The sequence below is a fragment of the Thalassotalea agariperforans genome (genome assembly GCF_053470345.1).
In genome coordinates this window covers 350,430-370,032 of the sequence record NZ_JBQMWH010000001.1, presented here as the reverse complement: position 1 = coordinate 370,032, position 19,603 = coordinate 350,430, and the positions used below count along the sequence as shown (strand labels likewise).

The window sequence follows — 19,603 nt, the reverse complement described above, 5'->3', positions numbered from 1 at the left end:
TGCTGGCTCTCTTGATTAACGGTGGATACAACCCACTATTGCACAGTAACACGGGCAAATTTACGCTTACCTACTTGATAAACAGCAGTTGTGCCGGCTGAAATAGTCACTTTATTATCTGCCACTTTTTCACCTTCAATTTTAGCAGCGCCTTGTTTTATCATTCGCATCGCTTCTGACGTACTGCTAACTAAGCCTGCTTCTTTTAACAAGTTGGCAATGGCAATTTCACCACCTTCAGGTGTTAACGTGAATTCAGGCATTTCATCAGGCATCGCGCCTTTTTGGAAACGATTAATAAATTCTTGATGAGCTGCTTCCGCCGCGGCTTCATCATGAAAACGCTCAATTAACTCTTTTGCTAAGGTGATTTTGATATCACGAGGGTTAGTGCCTGCGTCAATATCAGCTTTGTATTGCTCAATCACTTCAAGCGGTTTAAAGCTTAATAATTGATAATAACGCCACATTAAGTCATCCGAAATTGACATGATTTTACCAAACATATCTGACGGACTATCTGTAATGCCAATATAGTTGTTTAACGATTTAGACATTTTTTGTACGCCGTCTAAACCTTCAAGTAGTGGCATCATCAATACCGTTTGTGGTCGTTGTCCTTCAGACTTTTGTAGTTCACGCCCCATCAATAAATTGAATTTTTGATCGGTACCGCCTAACTCAACGTCTGACTCTAACGCAACAGAATCCCAACCTTGTACTAAAGGATACATGAATTCATGAATCGCAATTGACTGGCCACTAGCATAACGCTTTTTAAAGTCATCACGTTCCATCATTCGTGCTACAGTTTGGCGCGAGGCTAATTTTAACATGCCCGCGGCTCCTAACTTTTCCATCCAAGTTGAGTTAAATTCAACACGGGTTTTAGCCGGATCTAAAATTTTAAATACTTGCTCTTTATAGGTTTCAGCATTCGCTAACACATCTTCTTTTGTTAGTGGCTTACGGGTAACATTTTTTCCGGTAGGATCACCGATCATACCGGTGAAATCACCAATCAAAAAGATAACTTCATGGCCTTGTTGTTGAAACTGACGTAACTTATTGATCAGTACTGTATGGCCAAGATGTAAATCCGGAGCTGTAGGATCAAAGCCTGCTTTAATTTTTAGCGGTTTACCTTGCTTAAGTTTTTCTAATAATTCATCTTCTAGCAAGATTTCTTCGGCACCGCGTTTCAATTCAGCAAATGCTTGGCTGACATCGGTCATTTAGTAGCTCCAATAATAAGTTCGTTCTATAATTAATGGCGAATTCTACTGCAATTTTAATGTCTGTGAAAACCCTATAGCTGTTTCATTTGATAATTTTTGTTATAGTGATGGCTGGCACTTTATCGAAAAAGCATATGTTTACTACTAAGAATTTGAAAAATATAAAAAATATTTATTTAACTCTTCCTAAACAACACCAGTTGTTTGTTTCATCGTTAAGTATTATTTTTTTACTGTTAATTTTATTACCTAGCGAAAACGCATCAGCGAGCAAACAAGTTAGTGACTCTAACTTTGAAGTAGGCAAGCGTTATGATTTATCGATCCCTGAAAATACGCCTCCCTTAGCCGCGCCTACGGCACGTGATTTATCATCAATTGAACAACAAGATACAAACACGTCAGCAATCCCAAAATCATTTACTGAACTTCACACTGATGATGAGGCAGAAGATTATTTGTCGTGGCAAACAGTTAAAGTAAAAGCTGGTGACTCGTTAGCTAAAATTTTTAACCGCCAAGGTTTTAGTGCCCGTACTACATACGAAGTCAGCAAAGCTAAAGGCGAACATAATAAAAAATTATTAAACCTTAACATTGGCGATATCTTACGTTTAGGTACCGATGATGCAGGAAAATTAGTTGCTATTGAGTACCCATTATCAAAAACCAGTACCTTATTTGTTGATCACACCGATGAAGGTTATGTGGTCCATAAAGAAGTTAAAGAAGTTGAATCACGCCAAGCTTTTGCCCACGGAAAAATTAAAAACAGTTTTTGGAATGCCGCTATTGAAGCTGGCTTAAATGATGCTCAAGCAATTAACTTAGCAAATGTATTTGGCTGGGATATTGATTTTTCGTTAGATATCCGTGAAGGCGATACTTTCCATGTGGTTTATGAAAACCAATATGTTGATGGTGAATACATCGGCAAAGGCGATATCATTTCTGCCGAATTTATTAACCAAAATGATGTTTTTCAAGCTATCCGTTTTACCGATGGTGAATACTACACACCTGAGGGTGATAGTATGCGTAAAGCCTTTTTACGTGCGCCGGTCAACTTTAAATACATTAGTTCTAACTTTACACGCAAGCGTTTCCACCCGATCAGCAAAAAATGGAAAGCCCATAACGGTACCGATTACCGTGCTAAAACAGGTACCCCTGTGGTTGCCGCTGGCGATGGTCGTGTAACACATTCTACTTATAACCGATTTAACGGAAATTATGTTTTTATTCAACACGGCGACGGTATTGTTACTAAATATCTGCATTTTTCAAAACGTGCAGTTAAAAAAGGCCAACGAGTAAAACAAGGCCAAGTTATTGGTTATGTCGGTTCAACCGGTTTGTCGCAAGCACCACATTTACACTATGAATTTTTACTTAATGGTGTGCATCGCAACCCTAGAACCGTCAAATTACCTGACGCCAAGCCAATTGATAAAAAATACAAACAAGAGTTTACTGCACTTGCTCAGCAGCGTTTAACCGAACTTAATGGTTCGAAAAAAACCTACTTAGCGATGCAAAATTATGACGAGTAAATCTGCTTCGTATTATATTGGGTTAATGTCTGGCACCAGCGCTGATGGCATTGATCTCGCTTTAGTTGATTTTGCTGATGGTAAAATCAACTTAATTGCTTCCTTTTTTCAAGCTTATAGCCCTGCACAACATCAAGCTATCACGGCACTGTATCAACCAGGTAATAATGAAATAGAACAAGCACATGCGTTAGATATTTCTCTGGCTAAGCTATTTGCTAATTGCATTCAGCAATTTTTACAGCAACAAGCACTCACTCCTAAAGATATTATCGCTATTGGTAATCATGGCCAAACCATTCGCCATAGACCACAACAAGCGCACAGCTTTACGGTACAAATTGGTTGTAACCAAACCTTAGCAAGTTTAACCGGTATTCGAGTTATTGGTGACTTTAGAAAAAAAGATATGGTCTACGGCGGCCAAGGTGCTCCGTTAGTGCCGGCCTTTCATCAAGCGTTATTCCCAGTACAGCAAGACGATGTTTGCATTGTTAATATTGGTGGTATAGCGAATATCAGTTTTTTACCGGGCAGCAACCAAAAAAATATACTCGGTTTTGACACGGGCCCAGGCAATGCATTAATGGATGCTTGGTATCAACAAGATAACACTGGTCATTATGATGACAATGGCCATTGGGCAGCCCAAGGTAAATGTCAGCAAACTTTATTAACGAGTTTACTAACTGATCCTTATTTCCAACTAGCCCCCCCAAAAAGTACAGGCCGTGAATATTTCCATTTAGCTTGGCTACAAAAATACCTCACAGCAAATATGTCCCCTATTGATGTACAAGCAACCTTATTACAACTAACGGCACAAACCATTACTGACAATATCCAACAATTAACCAGTGGTGGTAATGTCTATCTTTGTGGTGGTGGCGCACTTAATAACACACTAGTTAACGCAATAACCACTTTATTACCTGCTTTTAATGTTGAAAAAACCGAAGGCCTAAATATTAATGGTGATGCCTTAGAAGCAATGGCTTTTGCTTGGTTTGCTTATGCCTTTGATAACAATATAATTGGCAATATCCCAAGTGCCACAGGCGCTAGCAAAGGCTTAGTTTTGGGTGTTCAATTTTCCCCTTAATTTTCTGGCCTTAATTTTCTGGCATTGTCAGAATACTTTCCTATACTGATTTAGTCTTGTGTAAAAACATTCACAAGGCTAATTATTGAACTAATTAGCCTTGTGATAATCTAAGTATACGCACCTTGTCATTTTAATAAGGAACAGCAATGGAATTTAAAGAAATACATATCGGTATGAAGTGTGGTAGTAAAAAAGGCAGCGGCACTGTCACATGGATAGACGGCGCAACTAAAACCGTTTATTTATCTGACACCAAAAATAACAACAGCTTTGAAGTATTATTCGACGATATCATTGAAGATCCACAAGCCCATAATAAAGCTGACACCTATTATTAATTTCCTACTTATATACTGAAAAATTGCCCAAAATAAATAAAAGCCCTGAAATTCAGGGCTTTTTTCATCTCGCTAAAAAATGCTAATTGCTTAAAACATCACTTAGTTTTACTCTATATTATCAAACAATAATAAAAGGACTTTTATGACCAAGCACACTTCCCTTTACCGTGTTCATTTATCCCTATTTTTATTCAGCCTTGTCACTTTAATGTTATCGGGCTGTGCAAGCACAAAAAAAAGCTTAGATTGGAATGCCACCGTCAAGCAAGTAAGTAGTGGCGTAGTCAGTATTTATACCGATGTGCCGGTAAGTTTTGATGGCAAGTGGAACAGTAGTGGCCATGCAACCGGTTTTATTGTTGATGCCAAACAAGGCATTATTCTAACTAACCGTCATGTCGTTACGCCAGGGCCAGTAACAGCAAAAGCGATATTAATTAATAATGAAGAAATTGAATTAACACCACTTTATATTGATCCTGTGCATGACTTTGGTTTTTACCGCTATCAACCTAAAGACATTAAACACATTCAACCGCATGAGTTTAAACTTAACCCCCAAGATGCTCATGTTGGCCAAGACATTCGAATTATTGGCAATGATGCCGGTCAAAAAATATCAATTTTAGATGGTACTATTTCCCGTTTAGACCGAGATGCGCCTAACTATGGTAAAGGTAAATATAACGACTTTAATACTTATTATATTCAAGCCGCTACCGCTTCAACCGGTGGTTCATCTGGCTCTCCGGTTATTAATATTAATGGTGAAGTTGTCGCGTTAAACGCTGGTAGCCAAAAACGCTCAGCAAATGCCTTTTATTTCCCTTTAACTATGGTTGATGCTGCCTTAAAAGCAATTCAACAAGCACAACCTATTGCTCGAGGTAGTTTACAAACCACGTTTATTGCAAAACCCTATGCGGAATTAACTCGTTTAGGTTTAACCGATGAAATAGAAAGCCAATTTAGAACCTTAGCACCCGACATAAAAGGGTTATTAGTGGTTGATCAAATGATTCCTGACAGTGATGCCGCCACCAAACTTGCGGTTGGCGATATATTATTATCAATCAACCAACAAACGATCACAGACTTTATTGCTTTAGAAAAGCAACTTAATCAACATGTACAACAAACAATTGAACTAGAAGTATTAAGAGCTGCAAAGCCAATAACCGTAACTATTACTGTTGACGACCTTAATGCCATAACACCAACAGCCTATGTAAAATTTGATAATAGTGTCTTTCACAATTTATCGTATCAACAAGCTCGACATTATAATAAGCCAGTGAATGGCGTTTTTGTTGCTTATGCCGGTGCCTCATTTAAACGTGCAGGTATTCAAAATTATAGTGTTATTACTGAATTTAACGGCGTAGTTATTGATAATATTGAAACCTTAAATAACCAGCTCAGCCAATTACCACAAGGTAAAAAAGTACATACTCGCTACTTTAATTTTTATAACCCTAACACCTCAAATTATGCTTTAGTGGAAATTAACCGGAAATGGTTCGAACACAGTTATTGTCAATTAGATCAAAGACAAGGTTTTTGGCCTTGCCAAAATATCGCTCCGCCAACAACAGAGCTTAGCCATGAAATTAATCCTATAAATACTGATTTCATTAACTCAACCACCAGTAATCACCCTATTGAACAATCGTTAGTCAATATTCATTTTACCGCACCTTATTCTATATTAGGCCGCGGAGATGATAATGAACGCTACGGCACGGGGTTAATTGTTGACGCCCAAAAAGGCTTAGTGGTGGTTGATCGCAGTGTCGTTTTTTCCATTCTTGGTGATGTCAAACTCACCTTTGCTAATACCTTAGAAGTGACCGGAAAAATTGAATATATTCATCCTTTACACAATTTATCATTAATTTCTTACGACCCAAGTCAATTAGGTAACTTAAAAGTAGCTAGCGCGAAAATTAGTAAAACACCGTTAAAAATTAATGATCATATTTTACAAGCGGGTCTTAATCATGAAGGCGTTGTTGAATATAGACAGACCCAAGTAGATGTCATTCAAGAGCTCTGGTTACGAGCATTTTCAGTGCCCCAAGCGGTTGAAAATAATATTGAGGTAGCTTATTTATTAAACCCAAGCAATAGTATTGATGGCGTCTTATTAAATGAAAAAAATGAAGTGGCTGCAATGTGGTCAACCATTGAACATAGTAATGAAGCTTACAATAACAAAGAAACGTTTTCAGCCGGTATTCAAGCTGAATATATTGATGAACTGATCACCTTAGCCACCAGTGAAAAGTCGCTATTTTCACTCGATATTAGCTTTACCTATATCTCACCGGTTTATGCTTTACAGCGAGGGCTACCACAAGCTTGGCTTAATAAGGTGTTAGCCACAACACCAGATAAGAAAAAATTATTAGCGATCAGCTATTTTTCTAAAGCCGCTCCTAGCTCAGATGTTTTCGCGCAAGGTGATTTATTACTTGCCATTAATGATCAACCGGTATCTTCGTTTAGACAAGTAGAATTATTAAGTCAGCAACCAGAAATTAAAGTGACCTTATTCCGTGAGGGAAAAATTCTGCACGCGCAAGTTAAAACAGTGCCAGTAACTGGGCAAGATATTAAACAAGTATTTTTCTGGTCAGGTATTTATATTCATGCCCTGCACCGCCCAGCTATTTTACAACGCGGTATCAGTGACGATGGCGTGTACATTGCCAGTTACAAATATGGTTCACCAGCATCGCGCTATAAAGTTTATGCTATGAGTAAAATTGTCGAAATTAACGGCCAAAAAATTACGACCACAGATGATTTCATCAATGCGGTTAAAAACAAAAAACATCAAGAATCTGTTGTCATCAAAACCTTAGATTTTAACAACAACCTTAATGTTACCAGCTTAAAATTAGACAACCATTATTGGCCTTTTTATGAGGTCCGTTATGAAAATGGTCAATGGCAAAAAATTAATCATCAAAAACAATAATAGGAATACAGTATGGCTGGCTTAAGTTTATTAACCTTATTAGACGACATTGTTGCCGTATTAGACGATGTTGCTTTAATGAGTAAGGTCGCGGTAAAAAAAACAGCCGGCGTATTAGGTGACGACATAGCACTAAACGCCCAGCAAGTAGCAGGCGTAAATGCGGATCGTGAACTACCTGTCGTTTGGGCTGTTGCCAAGGGCTCATTTATTAATAAGGCGATAATTGTTCCTATCGCCTTGATACTCAGTGCTTTGTTGCCTACCGCCATTTTAGTGTTATTAATGCTAGGTGGTTTGTATTTATGTTTTGAAGGATTTGAAAAAGTCTTTCATTCATTATTTCATAAAAAATCAGCACCAACTGAAACAAACCAAGCGCGGTTATCAGCACAAACTCCAGACGAAATCACAAGCTTTGAAAAAGAAAAAATCAAAGGAGCAATCCGCACCGACTTTATTCTTTCGGCTGAAATCATTGTAATTGCCTTAGGTACTGTTAGCGACGCCGACTTTTTAACGCAAGTGTTAGTGGTCGTCAGTTTAGCCATTGCGTTAACCATAGGTGTTTATGGCTTAGTTGCCGCAATTGTAAAACTAGATGACTTAGGTTTGTACTTACTAAAGGTTAGTCAAACTACAAGCGGTAAATTTAACCAATTATGTAGCCAGTTTTTAGGGCGCGGCCTACTGGCTTTTGCCCCACAATTAATGCGTGGTTTAGTTATTGTTGGTACTGCTGCTATGTTTCTTGTCGGGGGCGGTATACTTATTCATGGCATATCGCCATTAGCTGAATTTATTCATCAAATTGAACATTTTTTAGCTTCGCTCCCAACTATTGGCGCAACGTTAGCTTACCTAGCACCAACCTTATTAACCGCTGTGGTTGGTATTATTGCCGGTGGTTTAACATTAATCATGGTTAAGTTAGTTAGCCTCTTCACACCAGCGCCTAAAGCTTAAACTGCGAATAAATGACCAGAACCAATAATAACGCTGATCTAATCATTATTTTTAGTGTTATTATTTGGTTAACTTGTGCTATAAATTAAACCTCATGAAAGCCTTTCGTCATTTTCATAAAGCCCCAATTCGTGTTATACGAATAAATCGTCTATCCAACAAATTAAAAATTAGGCGGGCGATGCTCAAGCTCAAAGCAGCTTTAGCACAAGAAAAACAAGAAACAAAAGAAATGTTAAGCATCTATCGAAAATACACCAAAGGGGAAGCCAGTAAAGAAGAGCTAAGTATTGCTAACGAACAATTTGTTGATGTATTAAAAGGTATTGGTTTAGGCATTTTTGCTATTTTACCGTTTGCGCCTATTACTATTCCATTGATTGTGAAGCTTGCCCGAATGGTAGGAGTTGAAATTATGCCAAGTTCATTTACTAAAAAATAATATCGTAAGCTTAAGGAACTTCATGAAACTTTTTATTATTAGCCTGCTTTTTTTGGCATCATTTCTCAGCCATAGCCAAATACTTGGCAATAACCGTGGCGAAGTTGATAACTCAACACATAGTAAACCAATTAGAAATGAAGAAAAAATAGCCTATTTAACGAGCTACGAACCAAATCTTATCGGACTAACTTATGACAACGATGATAAAACCCCATTTTTAGATTTTAAGGTTTCGCTCAAATACCCTATTGCTCATGAGTATTCAAAAGATTGGTGTAATAACAGTCTCTTTTCCAGTTGTATACCCTATTTCACCTTTACTGGCCGATTTGGCCAATACATAGAAACAAGAGAATCATCTCCCGTGATCGGTAAACGCTTTAACCCATCACTCATGTTCAAGTTTAATTTTCAAGACGGCTATGTCGATAACACTCTGGCTTATTTAACCAAAAAACAATACATAACCCTTGAATATGGCCACGAATCAAATGGTCAACGTGTTACCTCACTGGCTAGCTGGCAAGCAATGGCTGACGATTTTGAATTAAGTGGTGAAAAAGCTACATTCGCCAATGACTATATAAGCCGAGGCTGGGACTATTGGGGAATTACTTACAAAACATCTATCATTGATAAACGAATTAACGCCTACCTACATTATCAGAATTTTATCGGTGGTTTATTGCAAGGTGATATTGAAGAACTTTACCCTTGGGAAGAGCAACGCAGTATAACAAGCCGTAAACAAATTAATGGCTTAAAAGTTTTATTGCGGTATCAAAATACGAATAAAAACAAATTTGCCTTAATTTACGAAACGGGTATTAACAATAGTTTTAAATACAACACCTATAAATTTGAAGCAGCCACCTACTTTTTTGATATGCCCGCCATGATTTGGATAAGACACGGCTATGCCGCAGATTTTGCCCAATATTTTAAAAAGAATACCAGCTATGGTTTCGCTTTTGAGCTTTCATCATTTAAATAAAAGTAAAAAGCCCTGCAAGAAAACAGGGCTTTTTGAAATATTGAGTACAGAGACTTAAATATTTGATCTAGAACGGTATATCATCATCAAAATCAATTGTTGGCTCTTGCGGATTTACCTTAGGTGCTGCCGCTGGTTGTTGATAACCACCCTGCTGAGCTGGAGCAGATTGCTGATAACCACCTTGTTGAGCTGGTTTTTGATAACCTGACTGCTGTGAAGCAGGTGCTTGGTAAGCCGGTTGAGGCTGCTGAACAGGTGATTGATATTGTGGTTGTTGTGCGGGCTGTTGAGCTGGTGCTTGATTAAAACCACCTTGCTGAGCTGGAGCAGATTGCTGATAACCGCCTGATTGTGATTGTTGGAAACCACCCGCTTGAGCGCCACCTTGACCACGAGAATCAAGCATTTGCATATCATTAACGATAATTTCAGTGGTGTACTGATCAGCACCTTGTTGATTCTGCCATTTACGCGTTTGTAAACGACCTTCTAAATAAACTTTAGAACCTTTTTTCAGGTATTCACCCGCAATTTCAGCTAAACGTTGATAAATAACAATGCGATGCCATTCTGTTTTTTCTTTTTGCTCACCAGTTTGCTTGTCTTTCCAAGTTTCTGATGTTGCCACAGTAAAGTTTGCTACTGCGCCACCATTTGGCATAAAACGTACTTCAGGATCTTGCCCTAAGTTACCTACGATGATTACTTTATTAATACCCCTAGATGCCATACTCTCTCTCCTTCCCTTAGTATACAAGGGGTTAACGACTTTGACCGAATGAACTCTACTTAAACACGCTATTTAATGCGTTGCAAAAACGCCAAAACTTACGTAGTAATAGTAAAAATTGAATGTCGCTAATATACTCGCTTATTTGTCATTTTGCACGTTGAATTAGGTTTTACCAGACACTTTTTAATGCCTATTTTTGAGCAAACGGCCTACTCGTTTATTAATTAAACTGGCTTGAAGTTTTTAGATAGTCGCGAGAGAAACATAGTCGATAACCTGAACTCGGGTTCATTTACCTGCTGCCAATAAAAAAATCGGCTACAAGAGCCGATTTTTATTAAGATAAGCCTGTAGCCTAAGCGATTAAGATAAAACCCGTCAAAGTAAAATCGCAAGTATTAAGGCTATTTACCCTCTAAGAAGTCTTCACGTGGAGGGCTAAAAGTATCAATCAAGATCCCCCCAGTTGGGCAAGTTGCGCCATGATCTGCAAATGGTGGTATTAAGCAGCTATCACCTGCTTTCATTATTTTAGTAACACCGTCAATATTAAAATGAAATTCACCTTCAACAACATAAGTTACTTGAGAGTGTCTATGAGCATGGTTATAACCAATAGCGCCTTTGTCGAACCAAATTTTAACGGCCATTAGCTCATCGTTATAACCTAACATTTGACGCTTTAAACCGCCGCCAATATCTTCAATTTCAGTTTCACTGCCAGATAAAAAATTTTCACTTTGACTCATGTTTACCTCTACTCTTTAATTTCGAAAAATGGTCAACGGCCATCAAATTAAACTTCTGATTTTGAGCCATTGTATAAAATTGTCTTTTGTTCGATTTACTATATACCTTTAATATAAGGCTAACCAACAACCGAACAATGTCAACCAATATAGTTTACCAACAAATTATTTTCTTATTAACTTGTCAGGATTAACCTTTGCCTTATTTCCCTTATCAGCTTTATTTAGCACATTTTATCAATGGTAGCTTTAATACTCACTGACATCACCAAGGAAAATTGGTTATAGCATTTAAGTATCGTTATTTACTTTTGAAGATTTTTGGCAGGCTGTTGAAATACGGAAGCTTAAATTGATTCCGGTATATATTCAGGAGCTATCTAGTGCATAACGCATCGATTATATGAATAAATCAACTAGATTGCCGATCATCTTCGGTGCTATCAAGTACTCGCTTACAAGTACCTTAATCGCAATAATCCATATACTTAAATATTCCTAACTAAAGTGTCGTAGCTAAAAAGGCCAATAACACTCTAGTTAGGCTATTTTTTAATTACTTCGCGAATTTAGTGTTAAAGTAATCAAAAATTACTGGCACGTCATTTTGACCTAAGCCAGCATCAACAGCAGCTTGTAAGTTAGCTGATGTACCTTGAGCAATCAAAGATTCGCCACCTAAGTCGGCAACCATTTGGTTGAAGTAACCTAAATCTTTGTTAGCGTTAGCGACAGAAAAACCTAATTTTTCTTCGCCATCTACAGCATAAAACTTAGTGAACTGCATGAATGGTGAGTTAGATGGACCCGCAGACATAATGTCGAATAATTGTTGGCCATCAACACCGGCAGCTTTTGCAACAGCAAATGCTTGTGACATAGCGGTAACAGTTGTCATACCAATGAAGTTATTGATTAACTTAGTTGTGTGACCTGCACCTAAAGCACCTAAATGGAAAACATTTTCGCCTTGCTCGTCTAATACTGGCTTAACTTTATTGAAAGTTTCAATATCACCAGCAGCCATGATGTTTAATAAACCGTCTTTAGCATGTGCCGGTGTACGACCTAAAGGAGCATCGATCATGCCACAGCCTTTTTCAGCAAGAGCAGCACCAATTTTACGTGTTGAATCAGGAATAGAAGTACCAAAATCAATTAATGTTTTGCCTTCACTCATACCTGCTAAGATACCGTCTTCAGCATATACTACTGATTCAACAACATTTGATGTAGTAAGTGCTAACATTACGATGTCACTTTTCTCAGCTAATTCTTTACCCGAGCTTACTTCTGTCGCATTACCACGAGCCAGAACTTTAGCAACAGCATCTTTATTAAGATCCATTACATTTACTTGAAAACCTCGTTTTTGTAAGTTTTCTACCATGTTGCCGCCCATAAGGCCAAGACCGATGAAACCGATTACTGGTTTAGTCATTTCTAACTCCTAAAAATATTGTTTTATGCTTATCGAGTAGGAGGGTTGCTCACTGTAAAGGTGGGCGTACTATTTTTATATAAAATAGAAAACTCTCTTAGCTCTCATATTAGTCTGTGATATATGCAAACAGCTGCACTAAAAGTTTGAACCTGAATTACCATATGAAAAACTATTTCTATTTTGAGTAGCGAAGACAGTTTTATGATAATTATTTATACACAAAAAATATTATTCAGGAACATGGTAATAGTAGCCACACAAACACCAAGTGTCAACCATTTTGTAACTATTGGTAATAATACATAAATACATTGGTAACAATTTAATCGTTTTTTAATTTTATCACTAATAAAAGAAAGTTAACCACAACTCCAAATTGGATAGTAAAGTGCTTTATTTTCATTAATATAAATACATTGAGAGCTGAAATGCTTGGCTAACTGACGAAGAAAATGGCGCATTCATCTAAACTAAGGTTATTCATTTTATTTTGAAGTGCGATATTTATTGGTATAACAAATTTACTAACTTTTAATTAAAAGCAACGGTGAGCGCAGATTTTCACAAGAAAAGCTCACCTTAATTTCAAAGAGATAGTCGCTCATAGTAGGGCTTCAATACTTCAAAATGTTAATCGACGTAATTTTTATTGGCCAATAGCTTAACGGTTAAACCTAAATTGACTTAATTGGTCAGATAGATGATCAGCTAACGCCGATAAATTTTCAGTTGCTTGGGCAGTATTTTTTGAAGCTTGCATGATTGCATCAGCACCACCAGAAATATTTTGTGTATTGCGATTAATATCATGAACTAACGTATGTTGTTGCTCGACCGCATTAAATATTTGATTAGTCCCCTCAACAACTTGACTAACATCCTCGGTCACCTCGGTAAAAGCCGCCGCCACCATTCCCGCTTGTATCACCCCATGCTGAGCTTTTTCGACACCATGATTCATTGCTATCACCGATTTATTAGCGCCTTGTTGAAGCTTTTCAATAATTCGTTGTATTTCTCCTGTGGCATCTTGTGTTCTTGCAGCCAAGGTTCTAACTTCATCAGCAACAACAGCAAAGCCACGGCCTTGCTCCCCCGCTCTAGCGGCTTCAATAGCGGCATTTAATGCTAACAGGTTAGTTTGATCAGCAATTTCGCGGATCACATTGACAAATTGAGCTATATCATTGCTGTCTTTAGCTAACAAATTAATAACATCAGCCGCGTCATTAACTTCTTTCGAAATATTCTCAATCACTTGTGATGTGTCTGCAATAATACCTTGACCTTGAGTTACATGTTCGCTTGCTTGCGCAGTTACTTTTCTCGCATTTTCTGTGTTGTTGTTAATAACATCAACAAATTGTGAAATTTCACCTATCGCTTGCGCTGCACTATGAGTATTTTGTTGCTGTGTCGTGGCATTATTTGCCATATCTTCGGTTAACCGCTGAATATGCCAAGTGTCTTCTCTCAACTTAATAACGTCGCCGGTTAACGCTTGTAATAATTGATCAATTTTAGTCTGCATTTGACTAAAGCTTAATGCAATATCGCCTAATTCGTCTTTTGTATTTATTAACAAAGCTTGGCTGAAATCACCATTACCTAAACGCGTTGCAGCCCCCTTAATGGTTTCAACATTTATTTTAATCGAACGATAAATAGCGATAAGACAAAGCGATATTAGCACTAATGCAAAAGCAACAATCGTTCCTAATAGCCACAAACTCTGCTGGCTAGCTTGCTTTGATAACAGTAATTGTTCGCTTAGATTTTTCCCAATGTTATTAGTTAATTGCTCTAATAAATCAATTGGTTGACTTACCTGCTGAATCGCTTGAGTTTGATGCCATAAAATATCATCTGGCTCGATCACCTGATTTCTTAGATTTTGTTGATATGTGGTCAGTGAAGAAAAGAATGCCTCAACCTCTGGTGTTAATTGTTCAGCTAATGTTTTGTTTACCTTAAAAAGCTGTTCTGTACTTTTGCTAACTTGTATTTTTAATTCATCTAACCTTTTATCTAACGCAACTAACAAGGTATACGACTGCGCATTAAAACCACCATTTGCGATAATTTTGTTAGTTAGATCTCTTGTTCTTCCTAAAAACTCAACCAAAGCTGGCAACCGATTAACAGATAAATCGGCCAAATAAAATATACTTGGTTCTGTTGCTCGCGATAACCCGCTGATTGCAGCAATATTCTCCCTAAGTGATAAAGACAGCTCATACGCCTCTAATAACGAATTATCACCATTTTTTAGTAATACCTGGTAGTGCTCTAATGGCGAGATTAACTCCGTTAACCAGCTTGTTGCCTCTATTTTATGATTCAATTGCATTAGCGTAGCGTCAACGTCTTGGTTTAAACGAGCTGAACGCTCAATGTTAGTGAGTAATACAACAGCTTCATAGCCTTGTATTTCTTGCTCTGACAGGCGAATTTTACTTATTTGTTGATTAACAACCCACCATGTTGTGGTCAGCAAAGGAATAAAAAACAAGAGAGATAAAATAGAAAACTTAAGTTTAAAACCAACTTGATTAAACAATGAAACAAACGGAGCTAAGAAATAGTTCATATTGGGCTCTTTAACGGTAGTTTAACATTAACGGCTTGATAGTTCGGGTTGTCAATGTCATGAATTATTAAGGCAGTGTGATTAACAGTTGACCTTAATCAATAACAATAAATTTCAACAAATATAAAACTAAAGCCTGCTTATTTTTACTATCACTTCTGTTTAATACCATTGCGTATAAATCCAAAGGGGCGACTTGCTATCGTTTTATTTCACTAAAAACATACAACAAAGATCAGTATGCTCTAATCAACGACACAGCTCATTAAACAAACTTAGGTAACTTATTAAATTTTCATCGCTAAATCAGCTGCTTCTCTGATCGCACGCTTGGCATCAAGTTCGCTCGCTACATGAGCCCCGCCAATTAAATGTACTCGTTGCTCAGCATCAAGTAACCCCTGATATAAACTCCGCTCAGGCTCTTGGCCGGCACAAATAATGACATGATCAACCTCTAACAATTGCGTTTTACCATCAACTTCTATTTCAAAACCTTGCTCCGAAATTCGCTGATAGCTAACATTATTGAGCATGTTAACGCCTTTATTTTTTAACGAATTACGATGGATCCAGCCTGTTGTTTTACCTAAACCAGCGCCAACTTTTGTACTTTTTCGCTGTAAAAGGTAAATTTCCCGATGTGCTCTTTTATGACTTGGTAACGGAATAATTGCGCCTCCTTGTTGGTAATTTTTATCAACCCCCCATTCTGTTAACCAAGCCTCACTATCTAAAGTAAGCGAATGTTCTTCTGCTAAAAAGCTCGCAACATCAAAGCCAATACCACCGGCCCCAACAATAGCAACTTTATTGCCGACCGGTTCTTTATCCCGTAATACTTGTAAATAGCTTTTTACTTTTGGATGATTGATCCCCTCAATATTTAATTCCCTTGGCACGATCCCCGTCGCTAATACGATATCGTCAAAACCTTGATGAATTAATTGCTCAACGGTTTGCTCACTATTTAGCTGCACTTGGATCTTAGATTTAGCAAGTTGAGTATTAAAGTAACGTAAGGTTTCATAAAACTCTTCTTTGCCAGGTACTTGTTTCGCGTAGTTAAATTGACCGCCTATTTCTGCCGCTTTATCAAATAAAGTTACTTGATGGCCACAGCGATCCGCATAAACACTAAAGGCTAAACCAGCGGGGCCTGCACCAACTACGGCAATACGTTTGGGCTTGTTAGTTGGTTGAAAGACTAATTCAGTTTCATAACAGGCTTGTGGGTTTACCAAACACGAAGCACGTTTTTGGGCAAAAACATGATCTAAACAGGCTTGATTACAGCCTATACAAGTATTTATTTCATCACTCTTGTTATTTGCCGCTTTATTGACAAAATCTGGATCAGCCAAAAAAGGCCGCGCCATCGACACCATATCGGCATCACCACGCGCTAAAATAGCTTCAGCCACATCTGGAGTGTTAATGCGATTAGTGGTGATCAAAGGAACCGTTAACTCGGCTTTCATGCGTGCGGTGATCCAAGTAAATGCCGCTCTAGGCACTGACGTTGAAATGGTTGGAATGCGTGCTTCATGCCAACCAATACCCGTGTTAATTAAAGTTACCCCGGCGTTTTCTAAGGCTTTCCCCATAGTAACCACATCTTGCCAACTGTTACCTCCTTCAACCAGATCTAACATCGACAAGCGGAAGATAATGATAAACTCTGCACCTACTTTTTCACGGATCGCTGTCACAATGTCAGTGGCAAGCCGCATTCTATTTTCAATACAACCTCCCCATTCATCATCGCGATGATTGGTACGAATACAGCTAAATTGATTAATTAAATAACCTTCAGAGCCCATAATTTCCACGCCATCGTAACCGGCTTTTGCAGCTAATTTTGCCGATTTAGCATAATCATTTATGGTACTTTTAATTTGTTTTACCGACATGGCACTCGGGGTAAATTTATTAATCGGCGCTTTAATTTTACTGGGAGCAACACTTAACGGGTGATAAGCATATCGCCCTGCATGTAATAACTGCATACATATTTTAGTGTTGTATTGATGAACAGCTTGGGTAATTTTTTGATGCTTTTTAACATGCCAGCATTTACTCATTTCACTGCCAAAGGGCGCAATTCTACCGCGAAAATTTGGACTGATCCCCCCCGTTACTATTAAACCCACACCACCTTTTGCTCGCGCTTGATAATAAGCTGCCAGCTTTTCAAAGCCCCCCTTTTCTTCCTCTAAACCGGTATGCATTGACCCCATTAATACACGGTTGGCCAGTTGAGTAAAACCGAGATCAAGCGGTGCTAATAAATGAGGATAAACCGATGGTCGGTTTGATTCATTGATTGAAGGCGTAATTGTGGTCATAAGGCTACTCAAACTGAAAATATGAATGATGAAAAGACAATAGTTTTAAATATCATCTCTCACACAATGGTCGTACCAGTTAATTAACGTTAACTTAAATCAAGTATAGTTGGCAAGTGCTTTATTGTGAGCGTTAGTCAAATTTAGTTTCGTTTATTAGCGTTTTCTTTTAAGCTGTCGCGATGAAACTATTAGCTACCGATAAACCTCAAATACTTACGTTAGTATTGCAGCAATTAACACATGAGCTTAATAATTGTATTGAAGCGGCTAACAATGCACATTTAGCCGCAGTTGACGAGCAATCTGTTGCAGAAACACAATATGATACTTTAGCAATAGAGTCGGCTTATTTAGCTGAAGGACAAAGCCGCCGTTTAGTTGAGTTAAAAAAAACCATCGGACAACTGAAAAGCTTTACATTTCAGCCTGTAGATATTGAACAGCCGATAAAACTTGGTGGATTAATTCAATTTGAAGATTCACCACAAAATAAGTGGTTATTAATGAGCCCAACCGCGGGTGGTTACAAAGTTATGATTGGCGATAACTTAGTCACTTTAGTAACGCCTCAATCCCCTTTAGGTAAAGCCATATTAAATAAATATTTAGATGATGATATTAGCTATCATGTTGGTAATAAAATGATCTGCCATACTATTATTACACTTATTTAAACGAAATATTTTCCGCTTAAACAACGTTAACCTTTCAATAACGCTTTAATCGCGACAATATCAGCCACTTTATCGTCAAGTTTTAAATAAGCAACCGCTTCAGAATGCACTAAGGTTGCTTCAACAACACCCGGCATAGCCACAATCTTGTCTGCTAATAACTCGGTATTTTCTTCGCTATCACTTTGAATTGAAAAACTATAACTTTTCGATTTTTTCATCGCCTTCATGCCCATAGCTGCATAAAGCCAAAAACAGGCAAAGCCAGACATGACATAAAAAATAGCGTGTTCACTCCATTGCTCTGCAACCAAGCCGCCAATCAAACCACCACAAAAGGCACCAAAAAACTGGCTACTTGTAAACACGCCCATTGCACTACCTTTAACACCTGCTGGAGCAAGGCGAGATAACATTGACGGCATAGTGGCTTCTAAATAATTAAATGCAGTGAAAAACATCACCATAGCAACAATCAATAAAGTTAAGGTATTGGGTAAAAAGGCCAACAGCAACATAGTTAATAAAAACAAACCAACAGCGGCAACAAACATTTGTTTTTCTTTTTGTTTTTTTAGCGCCCAAATCATAAAAGGCACCATTAAAAAGAACGAACCAAACAAGGTGGGTAAATACATCATCCAATGGTGATCTAACGATAAACCGGCATTAACAAATAATTTAGGTAAGGTAACAAAGCTGGCTGTTAACACCATATGTAAAACAAAAACCCCAACATTTAAACGCCATAATTGGCTTTGGGTAATAAGTTTTTTTACTTGTGCGGGTATGGCAAGATGGTCACCTTTAGGTGCTTTACTAACAGAGCTAGGCACAACAAACTGCACCATAAACATAGCTAAAATGGTTAAAAACCCAGTTAGCCAAAATAACCCCGCTAAACCATACGACTCAGCAACCACTGGGCCTATCACCATAGATACAGTAAACGACAAACCAATAAACATACCTATGGTTGCCATTACTTTCGGGCGTTGATCTTCTCGCGATAAATCCGCCGCTAACGCCAAAACAGCACTGGCAATAGCGCCCATGCCTTGTAGCGCTCGGCCAAACACTACGCCATATATTGTTGTTGATGTAGCAGCGACAATACTACCGGCTAAAAATACCAATAAGCCAAATAAAATAATCGGTTTACGACCAAATTTGTCGGATAAAATCCCCATAGGAATTTGTAATAAGGCTTGGGTTAAACCATAAGCACCTATTGCTAAACCTAACCACAGCGGCGTATAACCTTCTAACTGCGTACCGTAGATAGCAAATACAGGTAAGATCATAAACAGACCCAACATGCGCAAACCAAAAACGGTGGCTAATGAAAAAGCAGCTTTTTTCTCGATACGGTTTAAACCAGAAATAGACATAGCATTATTATTTTAAAGGTGAATGATAAAAAACGCGCTATTT

15 protein-coding genes are annotated in these 19,603 nt (G+C 37.9%); 8 read left to right on the top strand and 7 right to left on the bottom strand.

Annotated elements, in window-relative coordinates:
- Positions 1-35: 35 nt before the first annotated feature.
- Positions 36-1,235, bottom strand: coding sequence for a tyrosine--tRNA ligase (gene tyrS / locus ACSLUO_RS01660; protein WP_448245598.1), 1,200 nt, complete (start codon positions 1,233-1,235; stop codon positions 36-38).
- A gap of 137 nt (positions 1,236-1,372) precedes the next feature.
- Here tyrS and ACSLUO_RS01655 point away from each other — a divergent pair, with 137 nt between their 5' ends.
- From ACSLUO_RS01655 to ACSLUO_RS01625, 7 genes are all read left to right on the top strand, one after another.
- Positions 1,373-2,791: a peptidoglycan DD-metalloendopeptidase family protein gene (locus tag ACSLUO_RS01655; RefSeq protein WP_448245597.1), complete on the top strand. Its 1,419-nt coding sequence runs from the start codon at positions 1,373-1,375 to the stop codon at positions 2,789-2,791.
- A complete protein-coding gene (locus ACSLUO_RS01650) occupies positions 2,781-3,893 on the top strand; it encodes an anhydro-N-acetylmuramic acid kinase (protein ID WP_448245595.1) in 1,113 nt (370 codons plus the stop codon). Before ACSLUO_RS01655 ends, ACSLUO_RS01650 begins: the two co-directional genes overlap by 11 nt.
- Positions 3,894-4,042: 149 nt before the next feature.
- Complete coding sequence (locus ACSLUO_RS01645) at positions 4,043-4,234, top strand: hypothetical protein (RefSeq protein ID WP_448245594.1); 192 nt, start codon at positions 4,043-4,045, stop codon at positions 4,232-4,234.
- Positions 4,235-4,379: 145 nt separating this feature from the next.
- Positions 4,380-7,220, top strand: a complete 2,841-nt coding sequence (locus ACSLUO_RS01640; RefSeq protein ID WP_448245592.1) for a trypsin-like peptidase domain-containing protein — start codon at positions 4,380-4,382, stop codon at positions 7,218-7,220.
- Between the two features lie 12 nt (positions 7,221-7,232).
- Entirely contained in the window at positions 7,233-8,186 is a 954-nt protein-coding gene (locus tag ACSLUO_RS01635) for a DUF808 domain-containing protein (protein WP_448245590.1), read from the top strand.
- Positions 8,187-8,280: 94 nt separating this feature from the next.
- Positions 8,281-8,628, top strand: coding sequence for a hypothetical protein (locus ACSLUO_RS01630; RefSeq protein WP_448245588.1), 348 nt, complete (start codon positions 8,281-8,283; stop codon positions 8,626-8,628).
- Between the two features lie 22 nt (positions 8,629-8,650).
- Entirely contained in the window at positions 8,651-9,625 is a 975-nt protein-coding gene (locus ACSLUO_RS01625; protein WP_448245587.1) for a hypothetical protein, read from the top strand.
- Between the two features lie 67 nt (positions 9,626-9,692).
- Here ACSLUO_RS01625 and ssb read toward each other — a convergent pair whose 3' ends face one another.
- The 5 genes from ssb to ACSLUO_RS01600 form a co-directional block, all read right to left on the bottom strand.
- Positions 9,693-10,358 (bottom strand): single-stranded DNA-binding protein, encoded by a 666-nt coding sequence (gene ssb / locus ACSLUO_RS01620; protein WP_448245585.1) that lies wholly within the window; start codon positions 10,356-10,358, stop codon positions 9,693-9,695.
- A 407-nt stretch (positions 10,359-10,765) separates the two neighbouring features.
- Complete coding sequence (locus ACSLUO_RS01615; RefSeq protein WP_448245583.1) at positions 10,766-11,110, bottom strand: cupin domain-containing protein; 345 nt, start codon at positions 11,108-11,110, stop codon at positions 10,766-10,768.
- A 556-nt stretch (positions 11,111-11,666) separates the two neighbouring features.
- Positions 11,667-12,551 carry an NAD(P)-dependent oxidoreductase gene (locus ACSLUO_RS01610; RefSeq protein ID WP_448245581.1) on the bottom strand — a complete coding sequence of 295 codons (885 nt, stop codon included), beginning with the start codon at positions 12,549-12,551 and terminating at the stop codon, positions 11,667-11,669.
- 664 nt (positions 12,552-13,215) lie between these two features.
- Entirely contained in the window at positions 13,216-15,144 is a 1,929-nt protein-coding gene (locus tag ACSLUO_RS01605) for a methyl-accepting chemotaxis protein (RefSeq protein ID WP_448245579.1), read from the bottom strand.
- A gap of 287 nt (positions 15,145-15,431) precedes the next feature.
- A complete protein-coding gene (locus ACSLUO_RS01600) occupies positions 15,432-17,492 on the bottom strand; it encodes an oxidoreductase (RefSeq protein WP_448245578.1) in 2,061 nt (686 codons plus the stop codon).
- Positions 17,493-17,674: 182 nt separating this feature from the next.
- Here ACSLUO_RS01600 and ACSLUO_RS01595 point away from each other — a divergent pair, with 182 nt between their 5' ends.
- On the top strand, positions 17,675-18,169 hold the full coding sequence (locus ACSLUO_RS01595) for a hypothetical protein (RefSeq protein ID WP_448245577.1): 495 nt from the start codon (positions 17,675-17,677) through the stop codon (positions 18,167-18,169).
- 26 nt (positions 18,170-18,195) lie between these two features.
- On the opposite strand, the gene ACSLUO_RS01590 is transcribed toward ACSLUO_RS01595, so the two are convergent.
- The gene (locus tag ACSLUO_RS01590; RefSeq protein ID WP_448245575.1) at positions 18,196-19,560 is read right to left on the bottom strand and encodes an MFS transporter; all 1,365 of its coding nucleotides are present in this window, start codon (positions 19,558-19,560) and stop codon (positions 18,196-18,198) included.
- Positions 19,561-19,603 lie beyond the last annotated feature (43 nt).